Below are 25,188 nucleotides of genomic sequence, written 5' to 3'. Positions count from 1 at the left end.
GCATCCGGATGAGAGATGACCGCGAACGTCCGCCGCCGACCGGCCTCCTCGGCGACCTCGGCCATCACCTTGTCCCCGGTCGCCATTGTGGTCACTGTCGCTCCTCACGGTTCCGTTCTCACGTGCTCGCGTTGTTCCTGGCCCGTTGCGCGCGGAGTCGTCCGGCGAACTCCTCGGCCTTGGACAACTGGTCGCGCAGCGCCTCGCAGCGGGCGGTGACGGCGGCCTCGAAGGCGTCGAGCCGCTCGCTCAGGGCCTCGCGCTCTCCGCGTTCGGTCCCGGTGGCGTTCAGCCCGTCCAGCGCCTCCAGCAGCTCACGGGTCTCGTCCAGGCTGAAGTCCAGCGGCTTCATCCGCTTGATGAGGTTCAGCCGGTCGACGTCCTCCTGCGTGTAGAGGCGGAAACCCCCGCGCGAGCGGGCCGAGGGCTCGACCAGGCCGACCTCCCCGTAGTAGCGGATGGTCCGCAGGGACAGGCCTGTCCGCTCGGCGACCTCACCGATCTGCATGTGACCCGCTTCGGGCATCGCGGCGCTCCTTGCTCTCTTAATCTACTCTAACGTTAGAGTCTGCTTCTCGACGGCGGTTCCTGTAGCGCGCAACGGTAGCGCGCCCGTGAACAAGGAGCGCGCCATGCCACGTCGGGCGACCTTCCGAGGAGGTCGGATCGGTGGGCGGGCGTCCCCCGAAGGGGATCCGCGTCCGCCGTGAAGTCTGCGGCGCCCGGTGGAATCGGGGCACCCCTCATGCCCGTGCGACCCGCGGCGGCGCGGACGTGTACGTGCGGCCCCGCGCTCCGACCCGGCACTTCCGTGGCACACGGCCCTCGATCGTCTCCTTGCCCCAGATCCCCTTGTGCGGAGCCCGCGACGCGCAGACGCCCGCCCGCGCCGACCGGCGAAAACCCGTCCCCGGTCGGCCGCGATCAGCCGTCGCGACGGCACCGGAGAGGGAGAGCGCACTCCTTCCGCACAGGTGACGCCCCTCTTGAATTCTTACTCTCACGTGAGGGTAGAGTTCTGGAGTGCCGGGAGTCCGCGCGCCCCTCCTCCCCTTCCGCATGCGATCCGGGGAAGGGGGGCGCGCCTCCCGCCCACCGCCGAGATGTTGGAGCCCAGCATGGCCTATTACCGAATCCGAACGAACGACGGATCCTCCACCACCCACCAGGCCCTGCGCATGCGCGCCGACGCCTCCGCCCTCTACCTGGAGGACCGTTCCGCCGGCCTGTGGCGGGTCGTCCGGTCCTGGCGGTTGGGCGAGGTCGTGACCGTGCAGCGCCGCTTCACCGAGCACGACGGCACGTGGACCTGGCTGACGGAACCGCTGCCCGCGCCCACCGGCGTCCGCGGCTGGAACTGAACCGGTCCTCGCGGCCCCCACCCCCGCCGGGGTCCGCGGCCGGAACCGAGCCGGCAGGCGGTCACCCTCCGCCCCCGCCGCGCGTCGCCCCGAGAAGGCTGCTCAGCGACACCAGGGGCACCTCCGGCGTCCGGGCCGGAAGGGCCGGCAGGCCCTCCCCCGCGCCACCACGGTCGACGAGCACGTCCACCCCGGCCCGTCGCGGTCGGCGGGCCGGGCGGGCGGTGTTCGCCCGCCGGGGCGCGCGTACCTCCACCACGGGGATCCCGCGTTCCGCCAGGAGCAGGTGCGCACGGATGACCTCGTCCCGGGGCGTGCTTCCGGAATCGTGTACGAGCCGCCCGGCGACGCACGGCCCAGACCGCAGAACCACACGCCCCTCAAACGCTCCTCGGTACGTCGCCCAGGTGTTTCCACAGGTCGCGCAGATGGGAGTAGGTCCCTTCGGGCAGCCGCCCCAGGGCGGCGAGCAGCTCCCCGCTCGCGCCGCGCAGGTCCGCGGCGCTGATGATCTGCCTGCGCGTCAACGGCCCGGAGCCGAAGGCCCCCTCCAGCGAGTCGGCGATGTCGGTTCGGGTGACCATCGGTCGTACCTCCACGGGAGCGGACGTCGGAACGTCCTGTTCGCGGTCGCGGCGGCACCGCCGGAGAAGACGGCCCACGTCCGTGGCGGTACCACCGCGAGGCCGGAGCGGGGGACACGAGATCAAGGGGAACGCCCCGACCACTCCACACTCTACCCTCTCGTAAGAGTAGAGTTTCCTTCGATGTCACATCAGGACGGAGAAGATCCGATGCCCTCCTCGCCCTCCGGACCACACCCCACGACCTGGGACCCGCCCGGATCCCCCTCCCGAGATCGCGACCGCGGCTGTCTGCTCGCCGCCGCCTGCGGGGACGCCTTCGTCGGTACGCCTTCGCGGAAGGCGGAGGCCTCGCCCCCGCCGTGCCCCACCGGCATCACCTCTTTGACGCTCGTCCTGGCCGAGCACCTACGAGGTCGAACGGACGACCGGGGCGCCACCATCGATCGAGACCGCTTGGTCGAGGAGTTCACCGCCGCGTGGCAACGCGACCCCGACCGGGGTTTCGGCGGCGGGGAGATCAGGATCTTCCTGTCCGTCGTCAACGGCATCGCCTGGGAGAGCGCCTCCGTCTCGGCCTACGGCGGGAAGGGTTCGTACGGCGCCGGTGCCGCCGCGAGGGTGGCCCCGGTGGGCCTGCTGCCCGTACCGATGAATCCGCTGGCCCAGTTGGCGCGGGACAGCGCTTACGTCACCCATGCCCACCCCCTGGCACTGGAGGGCGCCGCGATCCAGGCGTGCGCCGTCGCCTACGCCCGCCGCGCGGACAGGGAACGACCACTGGCCGCGTTCCACCTGCTGTCGACCGTGGCCCGCTACTCCACGTCCTCGGAGTTCAGGTCCCAGCTGGCCCGACTGAGCGCCCTGACCCGGGGACGGTACACCCACAGGGACGCGGTACGCGCCCTGGGCAGAGGGGCCACCGCGGCCGAGGCGGTGCCCCTCGCCCTCGCCGCCTTCCTGCGCTCACCCGACGACCTGCCCGAGGTCGTGCGGTTCGCCGCGAGCGTCGACGACGGCAGAGGCCGCGTCGCGGCCATGGCCGGAGCGCTGGCCGGAGCCCGCAACGGTGTCGATGCCGTCCCCCGGTCCTGGGCGCGGCGCCTGGAGGAGTCTCAGGAGAAGTGAGAGGAGGCGCCGCCTCGCGCGCCCGGAGAATCACCGTGGCCGGGCCGTCCGGCACGGCGACGGGCCGACGCCCGAGGGGGAACGGCTTCCGGATTCGTACGCCACCCGGAGCGTTCGACCCCGGGCAGGTGCGCTCACGGACCGCACGGGTCCGCGTACACGCCCTTCGGGAAGCGGACCGGAGGGGCGCTCGCACCTCTTCCGGCGCACCGCGCGGATCGGCCGCGAGACCACCCGACCGTGATGACCGCTCCGAAGCCGAAGACGCCCTCAACGCGCTCCCCGACCCCGGCCCGAGGGCCGTCCCGCGCACGTCCCCGGGTTCCGCGCGAGCGGCCGGACACCGTCCGAAGCCCCTGCGTGGCGGCACGGACCGCGGCAGAGATCATGACCGCGGCCGTGCCATCACGGGAGGGCTCAGAGCGCGGAGGAAGCAGGTCGGCCCTCCAAGGAAAACCCTACCCTCTCGTGACAGTAGAGTCACCTCGACCCTCAGGAACGCGCGGGTCCGCGCCCGCTCTCCGCCGCACCCCGGGATGATCGTGATGACGGAACCCGTGTCCGCATGCGACCTCGCTCACGAATCCGACGGCACGGACGGCACGGACGGTACCCGGAACGGGATCCGACTCCCGGTCGCCCCCATCGGCGCACCATGTCCCGAATGTGCTCCGGATCACCGTCGTGTTCCGGCGCCGCCTCCGGGGGGTCTCCAGCCGCACGACCGGCCGCCGCGTCCTCCGCGAAGACACGCGGCTCGAACCCGGGGCCGAGCGAGGCGGGAAACGGGAAACCGTGCGATGAGAGGTCCTCCCACGCCGACCGTGAGGCGATGAGGGTGGGGCCGGTACCCCGCCCGCGCCGTTCCACGGTATATCTGCACCACGCCCTCGTCAGGAAGGACGGCGCCCCGCCCGGTACCCCACACACCGGTCGTGACGCTACCGTTTGCCTGCGATCGGTGGCACGGGCCACCGATCGCGGTCCTCGATCCGCCGGAAACGCGGTCCCCACCGGTTCCGGACGGTCCCCCGAACCATCCCTTTCCACGGGCGTGTCCCGACGTACCCCGTCCACCGTCGTCGCATCCCACCGCACAGGGGCGACCGCAGCAGCTTGGAGCAGACTCTGCCGTGTCACTCATCGAAGCCATCGTCCTCGGCCTGGTCCAAGGCCTGACCGAGTTCCTCCCGATCTCCTCCAGCGGGCACCTGCGCGTCGTATCGGCGTTCTTCGGCTGGCCCGACCCCGGCGCCGCCTTCACCGCCGTCAGCCAGATCGGCACGGAACTGGCCGTGGTGATCTACTTCCGGCAGCGGATCTGGGCCATCCTGTCGACGTGGACCAGGTCCCTGTTCGTTCGCGACCTGCGCGGCGACATCAACGCGCGCATGGGCTGGTACGTCATCCTCGGCACCATCCCCATCGTGGTCCTGGGCCTGCTCCTGGAAGACCAGATCGAAAGCGTCTTCCGCGACCTGCGGCTGGTCGCGCTGAACCTCATCATCTTCGGTGTGCTGCTCGGTGTCGTGGACCGGTACTCGCGCAAGCACCGGGAACTGGAGGACCTGAACGTCCCCCGGGGTATGGCGTTCGGCATGTTCCAGGCGCTCGCGCTGATCCCGGGCGTCTCCCGGTCGGGCGGCACGATCACCGGCGGGATGCTGCTGGGCTTCAAGCGCAAGGACGCGGCCGAGTACGCCTTCCTGTTGGCCCTGCCCGCGGTCTTCGGGTCGGGTGTGTACAAGCTCACCGACATCGGCGGTGACGAGTACGCCGGGTGGGGCGCCACCCTCGTGGGAACGATCGTCGCGGGCGTGGTCGGCTTCGTGGTGATCGCCTGGCTGATGAAGTTCATCTCCACCCACAGCTTCATGCCGTTCGTCTACTACCGCGTGGGCCTGGGCATCGTCATCCTCGCCATGGTGAGCTGGGGCGTGCTCGACCCCCAGGGCGGCGCGGAGTCCCAGGCCGGCCGCAGCGAGATCATCGCCGAGGAGGAGAACCCCGCCGGGGAGGCACCGGAGACCGGGTCCGCCGCCGAACCCTCGACGGCCCCGTCCCCCGACCCCACCGAGCCCGCCGATTCTCCCACCGAGTCGGAGGAGACCCCCGGGATCGACCCGACGACCGGCTGGGAGATCGACACCCACTCGGGTCTGCCGCGCAACCCCGCCACGGGGCTGCTGCACGACCCGGACCTGGGGATGGACGTCGACTACGACAGGGAGACCGGTCTGGCCACCAACCCCATGACCGGCGAACAGTACGACCCCGTCCCCGTCGGCTGAGACGATCCCCGCACCTCCACCGTCCGGTGCCCGGCGCGACTCCCCGTCCGCCGGGCATCGGGCGGTGGGCGGTGTCCCGTGCCGGATGTGATGGAGGCTCTCGAACCTGGGAAGGATGAGAGACATGCCAGCACCGAGGAAATACCCCGATGAGCTGCGCGAACGTGCCACCCGGATGGTCGCGGACGCCCTCCGGGACCCGGCCACGCGCCCCGGAGCGATTGCCCGGATCGACGACTGGTTGATCACCCTGACCACCCGACCGCAGCCGCTGGCATCCTGACCGTCGGGAACTACTACGCCGATGCGGCGAGTCGCCGAGTTCTGCAAGGTGTTCGATCCCGAGGCCGAGGCCGAACGCACCGGGCCGACGGAGCGCCGACGGACGCTGCTGAACGAAGAAGCCGGCGAAGCCGGCGAGGCATTGGCGACCCTGGCGGAGGGCCTGCGAACCGGCGATGACCCGGTCACCGCGTACCAGGCGGTATCCGAGGAGCCGGCCGATGTCCTCTACGTCACGTACGGCGCCGCGGACGTGCCGGGGATCGACCTACCGGCCGTCTACGTCGAGGCCCATAGGCCCATAGGTCCAACATGAGCAAACGGGGCGCGGACGGCCGAGATTCACGTCGTGGATGCGCCACCCGCCGCGCGGCGGAACCTCGTCGCGAGGCGATCGAACGCCGCCGCGAGTTCGTCTCCGTCGATCACCTCGATGTCGACGTCGAGCCGTGTCATCCACAGCGCGAGCCGGTCCGGGTCGTCGGAACCCAGCTCGACACGGCACGTGGACTCGTCGACCACCTCGATATCGACCGGGATGGGGATCTTCGCGGCGACCCTGGCGGCGGGAGCATGCACGAGTACCCGGGCGCGGTACCTCCAGGCCGCCTTGCTGACGCGTCCGACGACGTATCCGACGGCATCGCCCCCCGGGATCGCGCGCGGCCGGAACCGCACACCCGTCGGTGCGCGGACGGCCATGCGGTCGACACGGAAGACCCGCCAGTCGTCACGGTCGAGATCCCACGCGAGCAGGTACCAGAGCGGCCCCCAGCCGACCAGCCGTTGCGGTTCGGTGTGGCGGGCCCCTTCGCTGCCCCCCGGCTTCGTGTATCCGAACCGGAGCCGTTCGTGGCCGCGGATCGCGGCGGCGACCGCGCCGAGAACCGAGAGATCGAGCGGCGGTTCAGCCCCTGGAACGACGCTCGTCGCCTCGCGTACCGCCTCGACGCGCCGACGCAGGCGCGAGGGCAGCACCTGCTCCAGTTTCGCGAGCGCGGTGAGCGATGTCTCTTCGACGCCGAGCCTTCGGGTCGCGACCGTACCCAGTCCGACCGCGACGGCGACGGCCTCGTCGTCGTCGAGCAGTAGTGGGGGCATCGCCGTCCCGGCGGCCAGCCGGTACCCGCCCGCGACACCGGGTCGCGCGTCCACGGGATAGCCGAGCGACCGCAGCCTGCCGATGTCGGCGCGCACGGTCCTGGTGCTCACATCGAGCCGGCCGGCGAGCTCGGAGCTCGTCCAGTCGCGTTTGAGCTGGAGCAGTGACAGCAGTTCGAGCAGGCGGGCCGAGGTCTCCAACATGCTCTCCATCGTTTCAGCAATCGCGGAAGCGAACCTGCCGCATCGCCTGGGAACGTCGGTGCCATGAACGAGAACGAAGCACTCACACCATTTCGCATCGACATCCCGCAGGCCGACATCGACGACCTGCGCGACCGGCTGGCACACACGCGCTGGCCGGTCCCCGTGCCGGGCCGAGACGATCGCACCGACTTCAGCCGCGGCATCCCGCTGGTCTACCTGAAGGAGCTCGCCGAGTACTGGCGCGACGGGTTCGACTGGCGTGCGCAGGAGGAGAAGCTCAACGAGTACGAACAGTTCACGACGGTCGTCAACGGCCAGACGTTCCATGTCGTCCACGCGCGATCGACGAACCCGGAGGCCACCCCGCTGATCCTGAACCACGGCTGGCCGGGCTCGTTCGTCGAGTACCAGCGACTCATCCCGCTGCTGACCGATGCGTTCCACGTGGTCATCCCGTCGCTGCCCGGCTTCGGGTTCTCCACCCCGTTGTCGGGGACCGGCTGGGAGCTGGCACGGACGACGGATGCCTACGCCGAGATCATGACGCGTCTGGGCTACGAGAGGTTCGCGGCCCACGGCACCGACATCGGTGCGGGCACCACCGGCCGCCTCGCAGCGCTCTACCCGGAGCGCGTCATCGGCACGCACATCGGCAGCGACCCCCGGTTGCTCGGGTTGCTCGGCGACAAGTTCCCCTACCCGGACGGTCTGTCCGACGAAGAGAACGCCCAGATCGAGGCGGTGCGCACCGAGGACGCGGCCGAGCGCGGGTATCTCGCGATGCAGGACCACCGTCCCGACACGATCGGCGCGGCGCTCACCGACTCGCCGGTCGGTCAGCTCGCGTGGATCGCCGAGAAGTTCAAGTCCAGGACCAACGGCGACCACCGGACACCGGACGAGTCGGTCGACCGCGACCAGCTCCTCACGAACATCAGCCTGTACTGGTTCACCCGCAGCGGCGCGTCGAGCGCGCAGTTCTACTACGAGTCCGAGCACTCAGGAATCGACTTGGTCATGGCCTCCGACGTGCCGTCCGGATGGGCCGTGTTCGACACCCACCCGCTCATCCGCCGCGCGGTGGACCCGTGGAAGGCGATCGGCCACTGGAGCGAGTTCACCGAGGGCGGTCACTTTCCCGCGATGGAGGAGACGGAACTGCTCGCGAACGACATCCGCACCTTCTTCCGCGGCATCTCCTGACTCCGTATCAGGGCCCGCGGGCCGCGCCGCCGGGTTCGGGGCCCGGCCGGTCCGGCACGTCCAAGACCTCGTCGGCCTCGAACCCGGCGGCGTTCAGAGACGCCTCGATCTCGTCCCGCTCGTCGAACCGCAGGGGCGAGATCGAGGTGACCACCTCGCAGTCGGGCAGGATGCCGGGTGAGAAGCGGTGGGACCGCTGGAAGGTGACCAGCGGGAGCGCGACATCCTGGCGTCGGCGCGGAACACCCGCGCGACGTCGTCACCGACGTTCTGAACCGGATCACACAGCGCTGACCACCTCCGAAACACGCCCTAACCCGGACATGCGGAAAGCCCCGCGATCGGGCGGGCTTCTGACCGGATACTCGCCTACCCATGACCCGGCTCTGGCCGTTCTTCATGTCACCCTGACCGTATGGAACCGCAGACCATCGCCGGGATCATCCTCGCGATCGTCGTCGGCCTGTTCCTCGCCGGATGTCTCATCAAGGAGCGCATGGGCAGGGAGGCTCGCAAGAACCGGTGGCTGAAGGTCATCTGTCCCGAATGCCCGCAGGACTGACGCGGTGAGGAGACCCTGTCATGGGTCTCCGTAAGTTGTTAGGTGGCCCGGGAGGGCCGGATGTGGCTTATGGTTCTCTGTCTTCAGTGACTCCGAAGGAGTGGCCGTCCGACCCTCCGGGGCGCTCCGGTCGCTGATTGAGATCTGCGAGCAGGTCGCTGTTTACGGAGATGACGACGGGGTGTTCCACGGGCCGACGCATCAACGTCACCCCCCGGGAGGAACACGTGGACCAGCCCCGCAGCACGGTGTGGGTCGGGATCGACGCCGGAAAGGCCCACCACTGGGCCACCGCCGTCGACGACACCGGCACCACCCTGTGGTCGAACAAGATCGCCAACGACGCAGGCGAGATCCTGGACGCCCTCGCCGAGATCTGCGCCCTGGCCGATGAGGTCGTCTGGGGCATCGACATCTCCGGCACCGCTTCGGCGCTGCTGCCGGCGCTGCTGGCAACACACGGCCAACGGCCCCTGTACGTGCCCGGCCGCACCGTCAACCGGATGGCCGGCGCCTACCGGGGCGAGGCCAAGACCGACGCCCGTGACGCCTACGTCATCGCCGAGACGGTGCGCCACCGCACCGACTTCGCACCCATCGACGTGCCCGCCGAGACCATCCGATCCCTGTCCGTGCTGACCGGCTACCGCAGTGACCTGGTGGCTGACCGCACCCGGCAGATCAACCGGCTCCGCGACGAGGTCTGGCGGTACACCATCCGCTCCGTCCGCAAGCACGAACTGGACGCCCCGACGCCCTACGGCGGAGCGCGCAACGAAAGCGACCCCGGCCTCGACACACGCGGAAGCTGCGACCTGGTGCTCATCGCCGCGGTGCGGGATGGAGTCATCACTGCTTCCGAGGCCGGCCTCATCGCCTCCACCCGGTTGGAGGAGGACGTGCTCGCCGACGTCGCCCAGCGGTTGGGATCTTCTACAAGACCGCGACCAAAAGGCGTGAACGCGCCGAGCAGGAGGCGTCGGAGCTGATCCAGATCGTGAACCGCGTGCAGCTGATCCTCATCGTGCTCGGCACGGCCCTGGGCACGCTGCTCCTGACCATCGCCGGGGTGCGATGGATGGTCGCGGGTGGGGAACCCGGGTCGATCGACTCCGCCAAGCGGGCCCTGACCGGAACCACCATCGGCTACGGCATCACGGTCCTGGCCGGCACGCTCATGCAGATCCTGGACTGGGTGCTCGCCACGCAGACGGGGAGCGGCCAGTGAGCCCACCCCTGCCGGGCGTGCGGTCGCCGCGGATCTGGAGATCAGCGATGACCCGTTGCCGCCTCCGGTGGCCGAGGCCGCGGTGACCGTCACCTCGCCCGCCCGACTCCCCTCCTGCCCGAGGAAAAAGCCTCTGGTGTGGACCGCGGATCGAGTAGCAAGGTGGCGTAAGGACGGCACGGTTCCGGGTGAGGTGATGGTCTGGACGCCCGACCAGACCACCGCGTTTCTCACCCACGCCCGCAAATACCCCTGGCTCTACCCTTTGTTCCACCTCATCGCCCTCAAACGGCTCCGGCGCGGAGAAGCAGTCGGGTTGCCGTGGGCCAATGTGCGGCTCACAGACGGGCAGATCGACATCACCACCCAAATCGTCCAGGTGAGGTGGAGGACCATCACGAGTACTCCGAAAAGCGACGCGGGATCTCGCACCATCACCCTCGATCAGACCACCGTCAGGGTGTTGAAGCGGTGGCGGCGCCACCAGTCGGAGGTCAAACTCGCCGCCGGGAAAGACTGGGTGAACACCGGTTTGGTGTTCACCCGCGAGAACGGCGAGGGGTGGCATCCGGCGGAGGTCACCGACTGGTTCGGGCGCATCGGCAAGGCGCCGGGCCTGCCGCCGATCGGGTTGCACGGGCTGCGCCACGGAGCCGCCTCCACTGCCCTGGCCGCCGGCGCCGACGTCAAGGTGGTCTCCGCCGAGCTCGGCCATGCCACCACCCACTTCACCCAGGACACGTACAGACCGTCTTCCCCGACGTGGTGAAGGCAGCAGCCGAGGCCACCGCCGCCATGTTCACCGGCGAACACGCCCCCGCCGCACGCTGACCTCACACGTCACCGCCACAGGGCCGGGGCAGGAGGACCGATCTCCCGCCCCGGCCCGTGCGGCAACAGCCGCCGTTCCATGCCCTACGGGGCTTTATAGGCCTGCGGAACCGGTCTGACTGCGCCGATTGTGGCGTGGACCCTGGGTTTCCATGCCCTACGGGCTTTATAGGCCTGCGGAACCTTCCGCCGTCCGAAGAGTGCACCATGCTCTTCACGTTTCCATGCCCTACGGGCTTTATAGGCCTGCGGAACCGAAGTTGCCAGGATACTCGGCGTGAGCCCCAAGGTTTCCATGCCCTACGGGCTTTATAGGCCTGCGGAACTGTGGCTCAGCGTGATCGGCCTGCTGTTCGTTGGCGTTTCCATGCCCTACGGGCTTTATAGGCCTGCGGAACGGGAGGTTGGCGCATGTGGCCTTTTGACGAAGGTTTCCATGCCCTACGGGCTTTATAGGCCTGCGGAACCGCAACGCTCACGGCAGGGTTGGTCGCGGCATTGCCGTTTCCATGCCCTACGGGCTTTATAGGCCTGCGGAACCCTTCCCCGTTTTCAGGGGTCGCGACCTGCGGCGATGCACCCCCTCTGCACGCGACCACCCTCCCCGGCCGACCCCGCCCCGTGACCCAGGCCACTTTTCGCCTTGTCGAGCCCCTGACCAGCACGAACACCCTGCACGCAACACGGGGTTTTGGCACCCGAACCAGATTCGGTGTACACGCCCTCCCGGTCACACGATCCAGAAGTCCTCCCGCTCCTCCAACCTACGCTCCCCCAATACCATCACCTTGTCCAGATCCGGAACCCGTAACGGATACACCCGCACCTGGTCCTCCTCACCATCGATCACCCCCGCCAACGCCTTGCGCAGTTCCTCGAACGCGTGCGGAGAGGCCACCGCGACCTCGGACACGCTGTACTGCACTCGCGGCCCGTACCCCGCCAGCAACTCCGATACCGCTTGGCGCCGGTCGTCGTCGGCCACGTCGTAACACACCAGGTAGAACCGGCGCCGCTGCGGATGTTCCCCTACCACTGTCACCGCCACACCACGGGCTCATAGGCATCCTCACGGCCCGCCAGCACGTCGGCCAGCGACCGGGCCTGGGCGGTCAGAGCCGTCCGGTACGACACCCGACGGCCCAGCCCCGAATGCCGGAACAGCGTCAGCATCCGCTTCTCATACGCGCCCAGGAACACCTTCAACGTCTCCGGGGCCATCCGGCACCCCTTCTCCTCGTTCGGCGGGTGGTCGAACCCCTCCGGGGCGACCTTGCCTCCCGACACCAAAGAGGTGACGACCGAGTCCACGACCACCGGCCGGAACTCCTCGATCAGGTCCAGCGCCAGACTCGCCCGCCCCTGGGACAGGGAGTGCAGGTAGCCGCCCTCGGGGTCCAGGCCGGCGATGTGGCAGGCCACCACCGCGTCGTTGAGCAACAGGGTGTACCCGAAGGACAGCATCGCGTTGACCGGATCCGGAGGCGGACGACGCCGCCGGTGCGTGAACCCCCACACCGGCGGGAGCATCCGCCCCCAGCAGGTGAAGTAGTCCCTCGACGCTGCTCCCTCGTGTCCCATCAGCTCCGCTGCCCCTGCGGCTCCCGTGGCCCCGGACCGGGCCTGGATGAGCCGCTCGGCCGTAGCAGAGGCGTCTTCGGCTGCCTCATCGGGTGCGTTCACGGCCCGGGAGGCACGCAGCAGCGCGGTACGCAGGTTGGTGATCTTGCCGACCACGAACCCTCGAGCGAACTCCACCGCCCGAGCCCCGTCCAACGCCGCCTCGTACTGGGCGGCCCGTACGTGCACGTCCCCGCCCAAAGCGCGCGAGAGCCTGCCCTGGAACCGTCCCAGGTCGTCCAACAAGACCAGTTCCACCCCCTGGCGCAGCGCCCGGTGCAGGAACGGGGTACTGAACCCCACCCGGCCGACCCCCACCACCTGGCGGACCCGTTTGAGGTTGACCGACAACAACACCTCCTCACCGTGCTCGATCCGCACCCGGTCCCCGCGGCTGCGCACCAGCGCCCCCGGTGTGGTCACGTAGACGGTGGCCTCCAACGGGCGGGCCCGGTCCTCCTCCACCGCACCATGCAGGGCACCGACCGTCCGGCCCAAGAACACCACACCTTCGTCGAAGGACACGATCCTCGACTTGTCGGCGTTGAGCTCCAACCCCCACTCGTCCAACACCTCCCCCGCCACCACCAAGGCCTGCTCCGCGTCGGCCCGGGATTCAGCGGGGATCGCGAAGTCATCGGCATAACGCAACACCTGATGGCCGCGCCCGAGCATGGCCCTGTCGAAGGCGTCCAGGTACAGGTTGGTGAGCGCCGGAGACAGCGCGCTGCCTTGGTGCAACCCCCGCCCCTGTCGGCGACCGGCCCGCACCCGACCCGCAGCCGGGCCCGTGGCGTCCCGGGAGACCAAATGCTGGACGAGCAGGCACAACTCCGCGTCGGGAACCAGCTCCTTGACCCGGGTGATCACCGGCCACCGGGGGATGCGCTCGAAGCAGTCCTCGATATCGGCACGCACCACCCACCGTGCCCCGGCCTCCCGGGCCCGGGTGAGAGCCCGGATCGCGTCATCGACCCCCAGCCCGGACCGGTAAGCGAAACTCCACGGGGACAGCACCGGGTCCAGGAACGGCTCGACCACCTCCAGAACCGCCCGCTCCACGATCCGGTCCCGCACTGCGGGGATCGCGAGCAGCCGGGTCCCGCCCGAGGACTTGGGAACCTCGATCGCGACCACCGGCCCAGGCGTGTACTCACCCGCAGCCAGTTGCTCGCTCAGCTCCGTCAAGTTCCGTAGGGCACCGCGCTCGAACTCGCGGACCTGCTCCGACTTCACCCCGTCTTCGAGGTCGTTGTCCCGGACCTCGTTCCACGCGGCGAAAAGCCGCTCGCTGTCCGCGACACGACGCAGCAGATCACCCACGATGCCCTCCCGGTGGCCGAAGAACCCTCAGGATCGTTCGCGCCGCGCATTGGCGGTAGAGATGCCGCCTGGCCGTAGTTTCCATGCCCTACGGGCTTTATAGGCCTGCGGAACGTCGATCTCAACGGACACAGCTGGTACCTCGAGGTGTTTCCATGCCCTACGGGCTTTATAGGCCTGCGGAACGAAGGCACGAAGAACGTGACGTTCGACGAACTGAAGGTTTCCATGCCCTACGGGCTTTATAGGCCTGCGGAACGCACCAGCAAGTTCATCAACCCCGAGAGGGAGAGTTTCCATGCCCTACGGGCTTTATAGGCCTGCGGAACAGCAAGCTCGCCACCGAGAACAACAAGCCCATGAGCGTTTCCATGCCCTACGGGCTTTATAGGCCTGCGGAACCCCTCCCCGTTTTCAGGGGTCGCGACCTGCGGCGATACACCCCCTCTGCACGCGACCACCTTCCTCAGCGCACTTCAGGCCGTGACCCAGGCCACTTTTCACGCCCGCGGGCCTCTGGCCAGCGATAACACCGTGCACGCAACTCGGGGTTTTCGGACCCGAACCAGATTCGGTGTACACGCCCTTGACCCCCCGAAGCCGGGGACACCTTCAACCATCCTTACCCGCTCTCTTCCCGCCCGCCACCCCGGTTACCGTTACCGGCCACACTTCCCCGATTCCCGGACACACCACCACCAACGCTGCTACCTTGCCACCACAACAAGGCGGCACCGCACCGCGTACCCGACCCCCCACGACACCCGTCCCGGAGGCCGCGTGCCCACACAGTGGACACTCACCCTCACACCCCCACCCCCCACTCCGGTCGACCCGCGCCACCTGCACGCCCTCGCCTGTCACCTGCTGGAAACCCCCACCACCGACCACACCGCCACCACCAAACCCTTCACTGTCGCCCTCAACGGCCGTCGGCTCATCATGAGTCTCTTGGACGACTCCCGTCCCCTCGAACACCTCGCTCTTCCGACCGGTAGCGCGCTGCGCCTCGGGTCGCGCACTTTCCATTGCTCACCGGACGGTCACCGCACCGAGCCATACGCGCGTCTGGCGGCCTGTCCTCCCGCCGTCAAGGCTCACGTGGAGTTCTGCACCCCCACCTACGTGAAGCGGTCCGGCCACCAGGTCCCCCTGTCCGACCCCGAACTCCTCTTGGCCGGTCTGGCCCGCCGCTGGGCGACGCTGAGCCCGCTGTCCCTGCCCGCCGCAGCGGTCACCGAGGTCTTGGGGTCGGTGCACCTGGCCCGCCACGACACCCGCACCCGGATCTTCGGGCAGGGGCCCGCCCAGCGAGTCGGGTTCGTCGGCAGCGCCACGTTCGGGTTGAGCGAGCGCCCTTCCCTCTCCGCACGCCGGGTCTTCGCCGCACTGTGGTCCTTCGCCTCCTTCGCCGGGGCCGGCGCCCAGACCACCCACGGGTTCGGCCACGTGAGCATCCGCCTTCAGCATTCCGACACCGCCGCCGATCCCGGCGGCGGTGTCCGAGAAGAGAACACGCGTCCCCTGCGCCCCAGCCTCACCACCGACCGAACACGGAACGGAGCCGGATGAGCGGACACGATCCCCGCGACCTGGTCGTTGTCGCCCTGTCGGGGGTGCAGCGGTTCATCACCGAGTCCCGCACCACCGTCGACCTGCGTTCAGCCAGCCAGATCGTCGCCCACCTCGCGACGGAGGCGGTCCGGCACCTGCACAACACCCACAAGGCGAGAATCGTCTTCCCCTCGCTGAGCGAGGGCAGGGTGCGCGGCACCGATGACGGGATGCCGAACCGGGTCGTGGCCCTGGTCCCCGCCGGGCAGGGTCCCACCGCGGCCTCCGCCACCGCAGAGCGCCTGACCGGGGTGTGGGAGGGCTGGGTCACCGAGGTCTTCGACCAGCCGATGCACGCCACCCCCGGATGGCCGGTGGTGCAGTGGGTGAGCGTGCCGGCCGCCGTCGGCCCCTACCCCGTTCAGTGGCACGAGGCCCAGCGGTCGCTGGCCGAGCGCAAGACGGTGCGTGACTTCGCCCAGCCCTGGGACGAGCCGGAGGAGCTGTGCACCCTCTCCCCCCGGTGGCGGTCCGCGCCTCCCCCCGCCGTGGTCGAACAGCACATGAAGCACATGGCGAACGAGAAACTGGCCGTCGCCAACTGGGTCAAGCGTCTGTGGCACCGCAAGACCCGCACGGGCCGCTCGTCCGGTTTCGCCTCCACCAACGCCCTGGCCTCCTCCCCCTACCGGGCCGAGGTCCTGCGTCTGTGGGAGGTGGACCCGGACATCGGTGACGCGGTCGGGGACCTGCAGCTGTGCGCGGAGGAGCTGGGCGATGACCCGATCGGGGAACGCCCGTTGGAGCACCTGCCACGGGTGGCCGACTCCGAGGAGGCCGACTGGGTGCGCGGGCGCGGGAGCCGGTGGGTGTTCCCGGCCTCCTGGCACCTGGACGCCCTGGCCCGCGAGTTCAAACGCGACCGGGCCGATGCGGCGTTCGCGCGCACCGTCCGCGACGGTTGGGAGGCCGCCCGCCGGTTGGCGAAGGTCATGGCCCGGCACGGGGTGGATCCCCTGTCCCCGCACCTTGCGGTGCTGGTCCAGGACCTGGACTCCATGGGCCGCCACCTGTCGGGGCGGCGGACCCACCCGGACCGGGAGCCGCTGGAGGTCGGGGAGAAGTCCCACACCGACATCTCCCGGTTGCTCTCTGGGGTGGCCGCCGGCCAGCGCGCCGCGATCACCGCCGCGGGCGGGGTCGTGGTGTACGCGGGCGGCGACGACCTCCTTGCCCTGGTGCCGGCCGCGGCGGCGCTGGAGGCGGCGCGCGCCTGTCAGGAGACCATCCCGCCGGCCCTGCCGACCGCCAGCACCGGGCTGCTGTTCTTCCACCACGACTCCTCCCTCAGCCAGGCCCTGGGTAGGGCCCGGGACCTGTTGGACCTGGCCAAGGAGCGGCCGGGCAAGCACGCGCTGGGGGTGGGGTTCGTCCGCCACAGCGGAGCCCATGGCCACTGTGTCCTGCCCTGGTCGGCCGATCCCGCCCCTGACGAGTCCTTGCGCGTGTTCCTGCCCCGAGGGGAACACGCCCGTATCCGGCTCTCCCCGGGGCTGCTGGGCGACCTGGCGGCCGAGGCCGCGCACCTGGACGGCGGCGACGCGGAACTGCGCGTCCGGGACCAGGACGTGCTCCCGCCCCCGGTGGCCCGGGCGGAGATCCGCCGTTTGGTCCTGCGCCATACCGCCTTGGGCCCGGGCGCCGAGGGCCGATCCGTGGAGGCGGACCGGGCGCTGCTGGAGGGGTTCGCGCGCCATGCCGCCACCCACCTGGAGCATCTGTCCCCGGCCGGGCGGCTGGTGGATGAGGATGCCGTGCGGATCGCCCTGTTCCTACGCCAGGAGGCGTCATGACCACCACCGACGACCCGGGCACTTCGGGGGTGTGGGTGACGGTGGACCCGCACGACACGGTGCAGGTCCGCGACGGACGCTCCTTCGACGCCGGGGCCGGAGGGGTCGCGCACAGCGTGCGTCCCTGGCCCTCCACGGCGGCCGGGGCCCTGGCCGCCGCCTTGGGCGGGGAGCCTGAGAGCCTGCGCGGTCCCTTTGTCGCCCACCGGGACGGCACGGAGTGGAGCCCCTACTTTCCGGCCCCTCTCGACCTGGTCACCGAACCCGACGCCGCGGACGTGTGGCGGCTGTGCCACCCCCAGGTGGAGGACGGTGGGGTGGACCGTGAAGGCGGTGAAGGCGACGACGTCCGCATCAGGACCGACCTCCAGGCCTCCGGCCACCCGGACCTGGTGCCGCTCTCCCTGCCCGAGGGAGTGGAAGAAGCCGATCCGCTCAGCGGACTCGTCCCCGGCGGTGTCCTGAAGTCCTACCTGCACGGCACCCTGGTCGACGCCGGCGAGGTCGTCTCCCAGGACGAGTGGGGACGGGTCGAGGAACCGGTGACGGCCGAGTCTCGGATCGGCGTGGGGCTGGATCCCGACGCCCGCACCGTCAAGGGCGGTCTGCTCTACCGGACCACCCACCTGCGGCTGGAGGAGGACTGGGCGTTCGCCGTCCACCTCACTCCCCGCCCCGGGCGGCACCGCCCGGTGGAGGAGGTGGCGGAACCGGTGCGCTTCGGCGGGCTGACCCGGCTCGCCGACCTCGCCCCGGCCCAGGTCACCGGGTGGCCGGACCCGCCCGAGGACTTCCCCGACGGCAAGGTCCTGCTCTACGTCGCCACACCCGCGGTGTGGCCCACCGGGTGGGTGCCGCCCCTGCCCGACGATGCCCGGCTGGTGTCCGCCGTGGTCGGCGCCCCGCTGCCGGTGGCCACCGCGTCCCCGGTGCGCGACTACAAGCACTTCCAACGGACCCGCGCCATGGCCTGGGCTGTTCCGCCCGGGTCGATCTACCTGTTGCAGTTCCTCGACCCCGACGACGCCACGACCTGGGCCCACTCCCAGCACGGGCTGGCCTTGGGACCGGCCGCCCGACCCCGCTGGGACACGGCCGGGTTCGGTGTCGTCCTGACCGGAGTGTGGTCGTGACCAGTTACCTGCTGTACCTGTACACCGAGTCCCCCTTGCACGCGGGGGGCTCCGATGCCGAGGGGTCGGTGGACCTGCCGATCCAGCGCGAGGGCTCCACCGGCTACCCCCTGGTGTGGGGCCAGAGCCTCAAGGGGGCACTGCGCCAGGCGGCCTACGACTCCGGATGGAGTAGCTATACCGACGGGGACGACTCCTTCCTGGACCAGGTGTTCGGCCGGGCGGTGGGGGGCGAGAACGGCCCCGGGGTCAACCCCAGCGCCGGACTGCTGACCGTCGGCGACGCGCAGCTGGTCGCCCTGCCGGTGCCCGCCCTGCACCACGGGTTCGCCTGGGCCACCTCCCCCGTGGCTCTGGGCCGACTGGCCCGCAAGCACACCCACGCCCGCACCGGCCGGACCCTGCCCGGCATCCCCCAGGTCAACCCCGCCGAAGGGGTGTGCGCCACCGATGTGTGGGCGGACGCCTCCGGGCAGGTGCTGGGACCGTGCCTGGTCCCCACCAAACGCGCCCGCGACGGCCAGGCCAACCCCGTCTCGGCCTGGGCGGACCTGATCGCCGGTGAGGGGATCGGCGACGAACCCCACCTGGCGACGTTCGCGAACAAGTTCCGCCAGGACCTCATCGTGGTCGGCGCCGACGTGATGGCCCAACTGCTGCGCGAGTGCACCGAGCACACCGTCCGCGTCCAGCTCGACCCGGACACCAAGACCGTCAAGAACGGCCCGTTCACCAGCGAGTACCTGCCCGCCGAGACCGTCCTGGCCGCGGTGCTGACCCTGCGCGACCACACCAACGGCGAGAACCACCGCGAACTCCTCGAAGGCCTGCTGGACCGGCAGGTCCTACAGATCGGCGGAGACGAGACCCTGGGCAAGGGACTGGTGTGGTCCCGCCTGGTGAAGGCGGTGCCCGGTGAGTAGCGTCCAACGCCTGGACCAAGAGCTGTCCGGCCTCGCCCTGAAGATCCTGGGCGAGCGGGTGGGTAAGGACCTGCGCACCCGGATGCGGCAGCTGCCTTCTCGGCTGCGCGGCGGGGGCCTGGCCGCCACCTACGCGTTCGTGCTCTCCAAAGTCGACCCGAACCCGGCCAAGGAGCTGGGTTACGCCTACCACCAGCTCGCGGTGAAGATCGCCGAGCACGTGTGCGAGCGCCGCCTCCTGGGCGGCAACGGCACCGTCCTGCCTCCGAAACGCTTCTTGGAGGCGCTGTCCTCCGCTACCCCGGCCCAGTATGCCCGCGCTTCCGCCGAGGTCGACGCCTTGGCGACCTGGCTCAGCCGCCTGGCCGACGCCCTCTATGAACCCCCGGCCGCCGCGAACACCACGGGCGGCACCGACGGCGCGGACGGCGGCCCGGGCGTCCGGGAGGGGGATCGTGGCTGACCACCGGTGGGGAGCGGGCTATGAGGAGCCCCCCGAGGAGATCGTCACCCTGGGTCCCGCGCACGGGCCGCTGGGCCGCGCGGTGCACCTGCACCACGTCGAGGTGGAGTCGAAAGGCGGGACCGAGGCGACCACCACGCTGCGTGCGGGCAACAAGGTCGTGGGCGGAGACGCCAACGCCCTGGTGGTCCTGCGGCGTCTGTCCTTCGAGGCGACCGGGGGCCGTAAGAAGAAGTGGCAGGCCCACCGGCCGCTGCACGAGTGGGCGACCGCCTCCCAGGGCGGCCAGCACGACAAGGCCCTGCTCCAGCAGGTCACGGAGCGCCGTCAGGCCCTGCTGGACCAGTGGAGCGTCCCGCGCCCGGTTCCGCGGTCGGTCCAACGGCGCTTCCCCGGCAGCACCGCCTCCTCTTCTCGGGGGTGCGTGTTGCGGCTAGTCCTGACCTGCGAGTGGCGGCTGGTCACCGGGCTCGGGCTGCAGTTCGGGGTGCTCGACAGCGGCATGGCCCTGCACGGCACCTACGGGTGGCCCGTCATCCCCGCCTCCACCCTCAAGGGCCTCGCGGCGACAGGCGCGCGCCTGGCGGAGGCCGCCCCCGGGCGGGTGCGGGAACTACTGGGTGACCCGCGCCCCCTCCAGGCCCCCGCCCGGACCGGTCCACGGGGGCGGGGCGGTGTGGTCTTCCTGGATGCCCTGCCCGACACCCGGACCGGGCTGAAGGTGCACAGCGACACCATCACCCCGCACCAGCAGCCCTACTACACCGACACCATGCCCGGCGCCGCCCCCGCCGGGGAGCCGCGTCCCCCCGGGGAGCACCACGCCCCCGTCCCGGTGCCGTTCCTGTCGGTGAGCGGACGGTCGTGCGTGGACCTGCTCGGCACCGACCCCGACGACCTGGACACCGTCAGGCAGTGGCTGGACCTGGCCGGTGAGGAGGTCGGCGGCGGCGGGCGGACCACCGCCGGATACGGCTACTTCACCTGCACACCCGCACCCGCCAAGAAGACCGGCAAGGAGAAACGGCCGTGAGCGCGGAGCCCCGCACCGTCCACCTCATCACCGTCGGGGTGAGCCTGTTCGACAACCTCCAGCACAGCCTGACCGGGCTCAGGGGCGGCGGCACGGACGCCCGCAAGGGCCTGCTGGAGGACGACAAGGCCCTGGCCAAACGCGTGTGGGACGCTCGTAGGGAGCTGCACGACCCCAAGAGCGAGCAGACCGCCGACCAAGAGCGCGAAGCACAGGCCGCCTGGCTGGCGGAGGTGACCACCCCGGAATCGGGGGCGGCCCGCACCCGCCTGGAGGAGCTGCTGGCCCGGATCGAGCCCGGCCGGTGGCCGGCCCAGGTCGGTGCCGAGCTGAGCAGCCTGGCCGCGCACAACCTCCCCTCCAAGCGCGTACCGGTCCCCGACCAGGACACCGCCATCCTCATCACCAGCGACACCGGCAAAGGGCTGCGCGCGTCCCTGTTCAACGCCGTGGCCCTGGCCGGAGGCGACCTGGACCGGGTGCGGTACCTGCACGAGCCCACCGAGGAGCAGATCGTGCGCGAGCGGGGGAACATCGTCATCGCCCGCCTGCCCCACCTGGACGTCGGCGGACAGAAGGAGTTCACCGAGGCGATGCGCGACCTGGGCCGCATCGGACGCGGAGTGGACCGGCTGCTGCAACCGGAGGACGATGTCGCCCGCTTCCACCTCTCAGGCGGCTTCAAAGCCGCTCTGCCGTTCCTTTTGGGCCTGGGCGAGGCGCTGCGTGGACTGCGCGGACCGGTCAAGGTGCGCGCGTTCGCCCTGCACGAACTCGCCCCGGGCCTGAGGTCCATCGAACTGCCCCTGCGCTCCCTCCCCCCGAAACTGGTGAACGACCAGTTGGAACCGTTCGACGGCAGCGGCCACATGGTCGGCGAACCACCGCAAGGAGCACCACTGCGCGGGTTCGCCTACGACAGACTGGACAACAGCCGTACCTGGCAGCTGACCCCCTTCGGTGAGGCGCTGCGCGAGCTCCACCGCGGCCGCCGTGTGGAAGAGCCGTGACGACCGCGGCCGCAGACAAGACCGTGGGCGGGGACGGGGACGGCCCGCAGGATCTGAGGCGCATCCTCGGCGAGCTCGCCCACCGGCTCGACCAGGGCTTCGGTGCGGTCCTCAACCAGGGCAGGGAGAACCTCGCCCACACCCACGACGGCCCCGCTCTGTCCGAGCCCGACCTGGCCGCCGCCCTGCTGAAGCTGACCAACGCCCACAGCGACGGCACCGGACTGACCAACGCCCACAACGCCCTCACCACCTGCTGGGATGAGCACCCGGAGGTGGTGCGGGTCCTGCTGCACCGCCCCGGCTACTTCCTGGACCGGCTGCCCGAACTGCTGACGGACTCCGGCCCCAGCGCACCGGCCGCCGTCCCCGCGCTGGGGGACGGGGAGGGATGGCGGGTTTTCGCCGCCTGCGCCGACCTGCTCTGGGACTACCTCAACAGGGACACCCCCCAAGCGCGCAAGCACCGCCACCTCGTCCCCCTGGCGGCCCGAACGCGCTTCCTGGCGCTGTCCGAACCCTTCCGCCACCCCGACCACCAGGTCTGGTCGGACCTGAGCGCGACCACCGGCGACCTGTACCGGGTCTTCGGACACGGCTCCTGGCCGGAACCCGCCCGCCGGGCACAGGAGGCCCGACAGATCTGGCGGGGCCACCTCAACGGGCACCAGTCCATCCCCCTTTTCGACCACGCCCCGCCCACGGCCGTGGAGGACGAGGTGCGGTCGCTGGCGCTCATCCCCGCCACCGGTTTCTCCGGCGACCCGCTGGTCCTGGACACCCCGTCCGCACCCGAGTCGGCAGAAGACAAGCGAGCCGCACGAAAGCGCACCCCGGCCCTGCCTCCGGCCGAACGAGCGCTGCTGGAAGAGGTCGTGGAACAGCACCTGCTCCCCCGGTTCGCCACGGGACGGGTATGGGCGCTCGCCTTGGGGCTGTGCCGGACCCACCGGCCCGCAGGACAAGCCGTGGCCTTCGCGGCGGTCGCCGTGTGTACGGCTGGGGCATTCGCCTGCACCGTGTGGGCCCTGCTCGATGAGGACATGCCCCTCACGGTCGGCCTGGGGCTCGCCACGTCCACCTATGTCCTCATCGGTGTGGGCACCCTGTGGTTCGGCCGCCTGTGGGCGATGCCGCTCATGCTGCGTCTGTCCGCCGCCGCCGCCGTGGGATTGATCGTGCTCGTGGCCCTGCACCCCGACTGGTGGACGAACATCCGCCCCGGACCCGGGCTGTACATGCTGCTGGCCCTGCTGGGCGGAGCCTCGTTCGGCTATCTCCTCATCGAAACCCGCAACCACAACTCCGGCCAGTTCCCCGAGCGCTTGAGGTCGGCGACCGGCCCCCTGGCACGCATCGTGGGGCGGGCCCTGTCGGTGACCGTCACCGGGCTCGTGCACGCCTTCCTCGTCGCCCTGCTGGGCATGGCCGTCATCGCCCCCGTCTTCTCCGAAGAAGGCCCCCGGCTCACCACCGCCTGGACCGGCGAAGAACAAGGGGCGGGGCAGAAGACGGGTGAACCCGCCCCGGACCCGACCGGCATCCCCGGTCCCGCCGAGGACACCGCAACCCCTCAACAGGAACCCCCGCGCCAGCCCGGGGAACCCTGGGCAATCCTGGTCACCGCCACCTTCTGGTGTCTGGCCGCCGGGGTGTTCTCCCAGATCCTCTGGGACGACCAGCCCATCACCGCACCGCTGACCCACCGACGCTGGCGCAATGAAAGGTAGGACGGGTACGCCCATGGCCTGGACCGACTTCCGCCTGACCGTGACCACACCACTGTTCAACGACGACGACCCGGCCGTCGGACTGCGGGTCTCCTCCGTGCGCGGCGCGATGCGCTTCTGGTTCCGGGCCCTGGCGGGAACGGTCTACGGGCCCAGCGTGCCCGCTCTCGCCCGCGCGGAGCAGAAGGTGTTCGGCAGCACCGAGGGGGCGGCCCCGGTACGGCTGCGGCTGACGAACCAGCCCACCGCCCGCGCCATGATCAAGGCGGGCGAGCCCGCTTCCTTCCTCGCGGGAGTCCCAGCCGAGGACTACGAACCCGGGAAATGGGTCGCCTACCTGCTGGGGCAGGGACACGCCACCAAGAGGAAACCGGGCTGGGTCACCACCCGCCCGCACACCCGCCCCGGGCACCGGTTCACGTTGAAGGTCGGCTTCAGCGGGGACTCGGCGGTCGACTCGCTCACCCTGGCCTCGCTGTGGGCGGCCTGCACCTACGGCGGGTTCGGAGCCCGCACCCGCAAGGGCTTCGGCACCGTACGCCTGGCACACAAGGAAGGCCCCCTGCCGGAGGGCCCCTGGCAGGAACATCTCCCCCACACACCGGGATTCGACCACTACCGGGAACTGGACCACCTACCGGTGGACGGGCCACTGAAGGCCTGCGCAGATATGCTCCCCGGCCTGGTCCCCGTCCCAGAGAGCACCAGCGGCCCCGGAATCGCCCCGCAGCCCACCCTGGGTGCGGAAAACACGAGCGCCGCCCTCGCCGACTTCACCAAGGAAAGTTGGGAGGCGGCGGCCGCCGAGACCGGAGAGCGGTACCGGAGGTTCCGCGCCAGTGTCCCCCACGCGTCCTCCAATCCCGGCTACCGGCCGCCGATCAAGACACCCGAATACGGAACGGTCATCCACGGCACCGACGACCGATTCCCACTCGGGGCGCTGGGGCTTCCGGTGAACTACAAAGGCGGAGCCAAGGTGACCGCTTACAAGGAGGAGAAGGACGAGCTGCGCCGCGCCTCACCGCTGTGGTTCCGGTTCATCGAAAACGAGCACGAGGGGACGTGGGGGTTGTTCTCCTTCGCCTTCCACAACCCGTTCCTGCCCGCCGACCAAAGGCTGGTCACTCGGCTGACCGGCAAGCGAGTCGACAGCAGGGACGTGTACATCACCGACGAGAACGTCCGCGAACGAACAGGCGCATGGATGGACCTGATCCGAGGACCGGCGTCCTGAGGCGCGAACGGTCGACCACATCGCTCCGAGAACTCGAAGGCGGATCCGCTGCCAGGCAACGGAGGGTCGGATGCGGTTCCAGATCTGGACAAGGTGGCGGCCTTGGAGCAGTGTGGGTTGAGGAGTTCAAGGGCCACGGGATCGCGAGGTCTGCGGGACGTGTACACCGAATCCGGTTCGGGTTTGAGAACCCCATGTTGCGTGCAGGGCGTTCGAGCTGATCAGAGGCCCACAAAAGCAAAAAGTGACCCAAGACACAGGATGGAGTGCGCCCGGGAAGGCAGTCGCGTGCAAATGAGGTACATCGTCGCAGTTCACGGCCCCTGAAAACAGGGAAGGGTTCCGCAGGCCTATAAAGCCCGTAGGGCATGGAAACGGAACTTCTTGAGCTCCTCGCGGTTCTTGACGCCGGTTCCGCAGGCCTATAAAGCCCGTAGGGCATGAAAGCCCCAGAATGAGGACAGGGATCCTTTTTCATCCTGCTTCGCGGAGCTGAAGGACCGGCACAGCGCGGGTGATCTGGCAGGCCCG

Annotated in this window: 24 protein-coding genes, 2 pseudogenes and 2 CRISPR repeat arrays; of the genes and pseudogenes, 19 read left to right on the top strand and 7 right to left on the bottom strand. The window is 70.1% G+C overall.

The window, feature by feature from the left end; translation table 11 throughout:
• Nucleotides 1–118: 118 nt before the first annotated feature.
• Complete coding sequence (locus tag PWG71_RS28415) at nt 119–526, bottom strand: MerR family transcriptional regulator (protein WP_274813154.1); 408 nt, start codon at nt 524–526, stop codon at nt 119–121.
• Between the two features lie 592 nt (nt 527–1,118).
• Here PWG71_RS28415 and PWG71_RS28410 point away from each other — a divergent pair.
• Nucleotides 1,119–1,361, top strand: a complete 243-nt coding sequence (locus PWG71_RS28410) for a hypothetical protein (RefSeq protein WP_274813153.1) — start codon at nt 1,119–1,121, stop codon at nt 1,359–1,361.
• A gap of 61 nt (nt 1,362–1,422) precedes the next feature.
• On the opposite strand, the gene PWG71_RS28405 is transcribed toward PWG71_RS28410, so the two are convergent.
• Complete coding sequence (locus tag PWG71_RS28405) at nt 1,423–1,734, bottom strand: hypothetical protein (protein WP_274813152.1); 312 nt, start codon at nt 1,732–1,734, stop codon at nt 1,423–1,425.
• A gap of 7 nt (nt 1,735–1,741) precedes the next feature.
• Complete coding sequence (locus PWG71_RS28400; protein ID WP_274813151.1) at nt 1,742–1,945, bottom strand: DUF2795 domain-containing protein; 204 nt, start codon at nt 1,943–1,945, stop codon at nt 1,742–1,744.
• 210 nt (nt 1,946–2,155) lie between these two features.
• Between PWG71_RS28400 and PWG71_RS28395 the strand changes: the two genes are divergently transcribed.
• The 4 genes from PWG71_RS28395 (at nt 2,156) to PWG71_RS28380 (ending at nt 5,962) form a co-directional block, all read left to right on the top strand.
• Complete coding sequence (locus PWG71_RS28395; RefSeq protein ID WP_274813150.1) at nt 2,156–3,073, top strand: ADP-ribosylglycohydrolase family protein; 918 nt, start codon at nt 2,156–2,158, stop codon at nt 3,071–3,073.
• Nucleotides 3,074–4,206: 1,133 nt separating this feature from the next.
• Complete coding sequence (locus PWG71_RS28390) at nt 4,207–5,364, top strand: undecaprenyl-diphosphate phosphatase (RefSeq protein WP_274813149.1); 1,158 nt, start codon at nt 4,207–4,209, stop codon at nt 5,362–5,364.
• Between the two features lie 124 nt (nt 5,365–5,488).
• A complete protein-coding gene (locus tag PWG71_RS28385; RefSeq protein WP_274813148.1) occupies nt 5,489–5,647 on the top strand; it encodes a hypothetical protein in 159 nt (52 codons plus the stop codon).
• A gap of 21 nt (nt 5,648–5,668) precedes the next feature.
• Nucleotides 5,669–5,962, top strand: coding sequence for a hypothetical protein (locus tag PWG71_RS28380; RefSeq protein WP_274813147.1), 294 nt, complete (start codon nt 5,669–5,671; stop codon nt 5,960–5,962).
• Between the two features lie 26 nt (nt 5,963–5,988).
• On the opposite strand, the gene PWG71_RS28375 is transcribed toward PWG71_RS28380, so the two are convergent.
• Complete coding sequence (locus PWG71_RS28375) at nt 5,989–6,951, bottom strand: helix-turn-helix transcriptional regulator (RefSeq protein WP_274813146.1); 963 nt, start codon at nt 6,949–6,951, stop codon at nt 5,989–5,991.
• A gap of 63 nt (nt 6,952–7,014) precedes the next feature.
• On the opposite strand from PWG71_RS28375, the gene PWG71_RS28370 reads away from it, so the two are divergent.
• Nucleotides 7,015–8,157 (top strand): epoxide hydrolase family protein, encoded by a 1,143-nt coding sequence (locus PWG71_RS28370; protein WP_274813145.1) that lies wholly within the window; start codon nt 7,015–7,017, stop codon nt 8,155–8,157.
• Nucleotides 8,158–8,164: 7 nt separating this feature from the next.
• On the opposite strand, the gene PWG71_RS28365 is transcribed toward PWG71_RS28370, so the two are convergent.
• Nucleotides 8,165–8,311: a hypothetical protein gene (locus PWG71_RS28365; RefSeq protein ID WP_274813144.1), complete on the bottom strand. Its 147-nt coding sequence runs from the start codon at nt 8,309–8,311 to the stop codon at nt 8,165–8,167.
• A 261-nt stretch (nt 8,312–8,572) separates the two neighbouring features.
• Here PWG71_RS28365 and PWG71_RS28360 point away from each other — a divergent pair, with 261 nt between their 5' ends.
• The 4 genes and pseudogenes from PWG71_RS28360 to PWG71_RS28345 all read left to right on the top strand — a co-directional run.
• A complete protein-coding gene (locus PWG71_RS28360; protein WP_274813143.1) occupies nt 8,573–8,719 on the top strand; it encodes a hypothetical protein in 147 nt (48 codons plus the stop codon).
• A gap of 227 nt (nt 8,720–8,946) precedes the next feature.
• Nucleotides 8,947–9,417: pseudogene (locus tag PWG71_RS28355) on the top strand (IS110 family transposase); the annotation flags it as partial.
• A gap of 299 nt (nt 9,418–9,716) precedes the next feature.
• Nucleotides 9,717–9,947 (top strand): hypothetical protein, encoded by a 231-nt coding sequence (locus tag PWG71_RS28350; protein WP_274813142.1) that lies wholly within the window; start codon nt 9,717–9,719, stop codon nt 9,945–9,947.
• Nucleotides 9,948–10,041: 94 nt separating this feature from the next.
• Nucleotides 10,042–10,778 (top strand): annotated as a pseudogene (locus tag PWG71_RS28345) (site-specific integrase); the annotation flags it as partial.
• Between the two features lie 146 nt (nt 10,779–10,924).
• A CRISPR array of direct repeats spans nt 10,925–11,318; the repeat unit is 37 nt; unit sequence GTTTCCATGCCCTACGGGCTTTATAGGCCTGCGGAAC.
• Nucleotides 11,319–11,508: 190 nt separating this feature from the next.
• Here PWG71_RS28345 and cas2 read toward each other — a convergent pair.
• Nucleotides 11,509–11,820 (bottom strand): CRISPR-associated endonuclease Cas2, encoded by a 312-nt coding sequence (cas2, locus tag PWG71_RS28340; RefSeq protein ID WP_274813141.1) that lies wholly within the window; start codon nt 11,818–11,820, stop codon nt 11,509–11,511.
• Nucleotides 11,817–13,721 carry a CRISPR-associated endonuclease Cas1 gene (gene cas1, locus PWG71_RS28335; protein ID WP_274813140.1) on the bottom strand — a complete coding sequence of 635 codons (1,905 nt, stop codon included), beginning with the start codon at nt 13,719–13,721 and terminating at the stop codon, nt 11,817–11,819. Before cas1 ends, cas2 begins: the two co-directional genes overlap by 4 nt.
• A 77-nt stretch (nt 13,722–13,798) precedes the next feature.
• Nucleotides 13,799–14,123: a CRISPR direct-repeat array (repeat unit 37 nt; unit sequence GTTTCCATGCCCTACGGGCTTTATAGGCCTGCGGAAC).
• Nucleotides 14,124–14,501: 378 nt separating this feature from the next.
• On the opposite strand from cas1, the gene cas6 reads away from it, so the two are divergent.
• Genes cas6 through cmr1 form a run of 9 tightly spaced genes read left to right on the top strand, consistent with a single transcriptional unit; the run spans nt 14,502 to nt 24,657 of the window.
• The gene (gene cas6, locus PWG71_RS28330) at nt 14,502–15,293 is read left to right on the top strand and encodes a CRISPR system precrRNA processing endoribonuclease RAMP protein Cas6 (RefSeq protein WP_274813139.1); all 792 of its coding nucleotides are present in this window, start codon (nt 14,502–14,504) and stop codon (nt 15,291–15,293) included.
• Entirely contained in the window at nt 15,290–17,128 is a 1,839-nt protein-coding gene (locus PWG71_RS28325) for a Cas10/Cmr2 second palm domain-containing protein (protein ID WP_274813138.1), read from the top strand. The genes cas6 and PWG71_RS28325 overlap by 4 nt, the downstream gene beginning before the upstream one ends.
• Nucleotides 17,125–18,261 (top strand): type III-B CRISPR module-associated Cmr3 family protein, encoded by a 1,137-nt coding sequence (locus tag PWG71_RS28320; protein ID WP_274813137.1) that lies wholly within the window; start codon nt 17,125–17,127, stop codon nt 18,259–18,261. The genes PWG71_RS28325 and PWG71_RS28320 overlap by 4 nt, the downstream gene beginning before the upstream one ends.
• Nucleotides 18,258–19,184: a type III-B CRISPR module RAMP protein Cmr4 gene (gene cmr4 / locus PWG71_RS28315; protein ID WP_274813136.1), complete on the top strand. Its 927-nt coding sequence runs from the start codon at nt 18,258–18,260 to the stop codon at nt 19,182–19,184. The genes PWG71_RS28320 and cmr4 overlap by 4 nt, the downstream gene beginning before the upstream one ends.
• Complete coding sequence (locus tag PWG71_RS28310; protein ID WP_274813135.1) at nt 19,177–19,647, top strand: type III-B CRISPR module-associated protein Cmr5; 471 nt, start codon at nt 19,177–19,179, stop codon at nt 19,645–19,647. Before cmr4 ends, PWG71_RS28310 begins: the two co-directional genes overlap by 8 nt.
• A complete protein-coding gene (locus PWG71_RS28305; protein WP_274813134.1) occupies nt 19,640–20,680 on the top strand; it encodes an RAMP superfamily CRISPR-associated protein in 1,041 nt (346 codons plus the stop codon). Before PWG71_RS28310 ends, PWG71_RS28305 begins: the two co-directional genes overlap by 8 nt.
• Nucleotides 20,677–21,690, top strand: coding sequence for a hypothetical protein (locus tag PWG71_RS28300; RefSeq protein ID WP_274813133.1), 1,014 nt, complete (start codon nt 20,677–20,679; stop codon nt 21,688–21,690). Before PWG71_RS28305 ends, PWG71_RS28300 begins: the two co-directional genes overlap by 4 nt.
• The gene (locus PWG71_RS28295; RefSeq protein ID WP_274813132.1) at nt 21,687–23,420 is read left to right on the top strand and encodes a hypothetical protein; all 1,734 of its coding nucleotides are present in this window, start codon (nt 21,687–21,689) and stop codon (nt 23,418–23,420) included. Before PWG71_RS28300 ends, PWG71_RS28295 begins: the two co-directional genes overlap by 4 nt.
• A gap of 13 nt (nt 23,421–23,433) precedes the next feature.
• Entirely contained in the window at nt 23,434–24,657 is a 1,224-nt protein-coding gene (gene cmr1 / locus PWG71_RS28290; RefSeq protein ID WP_274813131.1) for a type III-B CRISPR module RAMP protein Cmr1, read from the top strand.
• Nucleotides 24,658–25,188: the final 531 nt, after the last annotated feature.

It is taken from the genome of Nocardiopsis sp. N85 (assembly GCF_028882275.1).
GTDB lineage: Bacteria > Actinomycetota > Actinomycetes > Streptosporangiales > Streptosporangiaceae > Nocardiopsis > Nocardiopsis lambiniae.
Note: the sequence above shows the minus strand (reverse complement) of the source record. Positions and strands in the feature narration are given on the sequence as shown.